This is a genomic window from Gluconacetobacter tumulisoli (genome assembly GCF_014174155.1).
Taxonomy (GTDB): Bacteria; Pseudomonadota; Alphaproteobacteria; order Acetobacterales; family Acetobacteraceae; genus Gluconacetobacter; species Gluconacetobacter tumulisoli.
The window spans coordinates 1-1,752 of the sequence record NZ_JABEQM010000040.1 but is presented as its reverse complement, the minus strand read 5'-3'; the positions used below and the strand labels follow the sequence as shown (position 1 = coordinate 1,752).

Sequence of the window (1,752 nt, the reverse complement as noted above, 5' to 3'; positions counted from 1 at the left end):
TCCTTCGTCATCACGCATCGGGCCACCCTGGAAGAGGGGCCCGAGCTCTACAAGACATTCCGCGACAAGCGGGACGGATGCATCAAGGTCGTCATGAAGCCTTGACGAAGCCACCGTAGCGTATGGCTGCGGTGTCGCGAATGGCGGCCTGAAGGGCGAAAGGAGACCGGATGCGGAGACGGAACATGCTGATCGGCGCAGCCGCCGGACTGGGCGGCGCGATACGTTCACGGGCCTGGGGGGATGTTCCCCTCCCGTCTTTCTCCCGGAATCCTCGGCTGGTCCCCGTGGCGCAGGCGGACCGCGTGTGGAATGGCGTTGCCACCACGGCGGACGGCCGGATCTTCGTCAGTTTTCCGTCCTGTGACCGCCCGGGCGTGCAAGTGGCGGAGATCCTGCCGGGGGATGTCATCTGGCCGTTTCCCGATGCGGCATGGAATGCGGTGCGCGCGGACCATGATCCCCGGGGTGCATTTGTCCTGGTCAATGCCGTTCGGATCGGGCCGGACGGGCATCTGTGGGTCATAGATGCCGGTGCCCCGGGGATCGGGCGTCCCGCCGTTCCCGGCGGGGCCCGGCTGTTCGTCTTCGACCTGGCGCGCAACCAGCTGGTGCGGACGTATGATCTTTCGGCCGGGATCAGGCCCCGCAGCTATATCGACGATATCCGCTTCAACGGATCCCATCTCTATGCCACCGACGCCGGCCGCGCCGGGCTTCTGGTGGTGAATCTGGCATCGGGACAGGTGCGCCGCGTGCTGGACGGCCATCCCCTTCTGACGGCGCGCCGGGACATGTTCGCGGACGGCCGGCGCCTGCTGAACGACCAGGGCGAACCGCTACGGGTCGATGGCGATCAACTGGAAGTCACGCCGGACGGACGCTGGCTGTTGGCTCAGCCCTGTTCGGGGCCGATGGTCCGGATCCCGACGGTCCTGCTCGACGATCCATCGACCGCCCCGGCCACGCTGGCGCAGGCGCTTCATGTATGGCTGGACACCCCGACGACGGGCGGCACCGCAATCGATGCACGGGGGGCACTCTACCTCAGCGATACGAACCGACGCCGTATCCTGCGTATCGGGCAGGATCGGCGAATAGAGCCCCTTGTGGCCGACTCCCGGCTGGTCTGGTCGGACGCCATGTGGCTGGACCGCACGGGGTGGCTCTGGATTCCGGCGACACAGCAGAATCTCACCCACGGCTTCCAGGGTGGCAGGCAGTCGGTTCAATACCCGGTCTGGCTCTTTAAGATTCATGTCGGCGTCGGTCCGCCATCCAATGACCATGCCTGAACGCCCCCCAAAGGCGGCCATTCGACGACATATTTCGTGGTCTGCCGCCCAAGACGTCCGAAAACAGCCTGACGACCCTGACGACGTCACCAACAATTTTCGCCGAGGAGACGGGGGCTGACGAAAGTCACATGCCTGACGTTGCAGGAACAACTGCCCCAGGCAATCCATAAGCTGCGATCACGGGCAGATTTCGTCAGGGCCTGAGAGATCCTCCACGGTCACAGACCGCCCGTGTAAAACCCGACGGAGATGAACGTTTGCATGATATACCCGTTTTCGCGGCAGTGGAACGTGCACGGCGGACCGGTCAGCCATGGAAGCTTGGCGGCATGAAAGCCTGGGCCTAGAGGGTGTTATGCACCGTGAGCGAGTATAGCGGCGTTTCTGAGCATGAAACATGCGAAAGCGACGACATGAAGACTTGCGAGCGTTGAAGCGTAACGCTCGTAATCCT

Annotated in this window: 1 protein-coding gene and 1 pseudogene; one reads left to right on the top strand and one right to left on the bottom strand. The window is 63.8% G+C overall.

Annotation, left to right across the window (positions count from 1 at the left end; genetic code table 11):
* Positions 1 to 287: 287 nt before the first annotated feature.
* Positions 288 to 1,295 (top strand): L-dopachrome tautomerase-related protein, encoded by a 1,008-nt coding sequence (locus HLH28_RS17825; protein ID WP_220790175.1) that lies wholly within the window; start codon positions 288 to 290, stop codon positions 1,293 to 1,295.
* Between the two features lie 356 nt (positions 1,296 to 1,651).
* Here HLH28_RS17825 and HLH28_RS17820 read toward each other — a convergent pair.
* Positions 1,652 to 1,752: pseudogene (locus tag HLH28_RS17820) on the bottom strand (IS5/IS1182 family transposase); the annotation flags it as partial.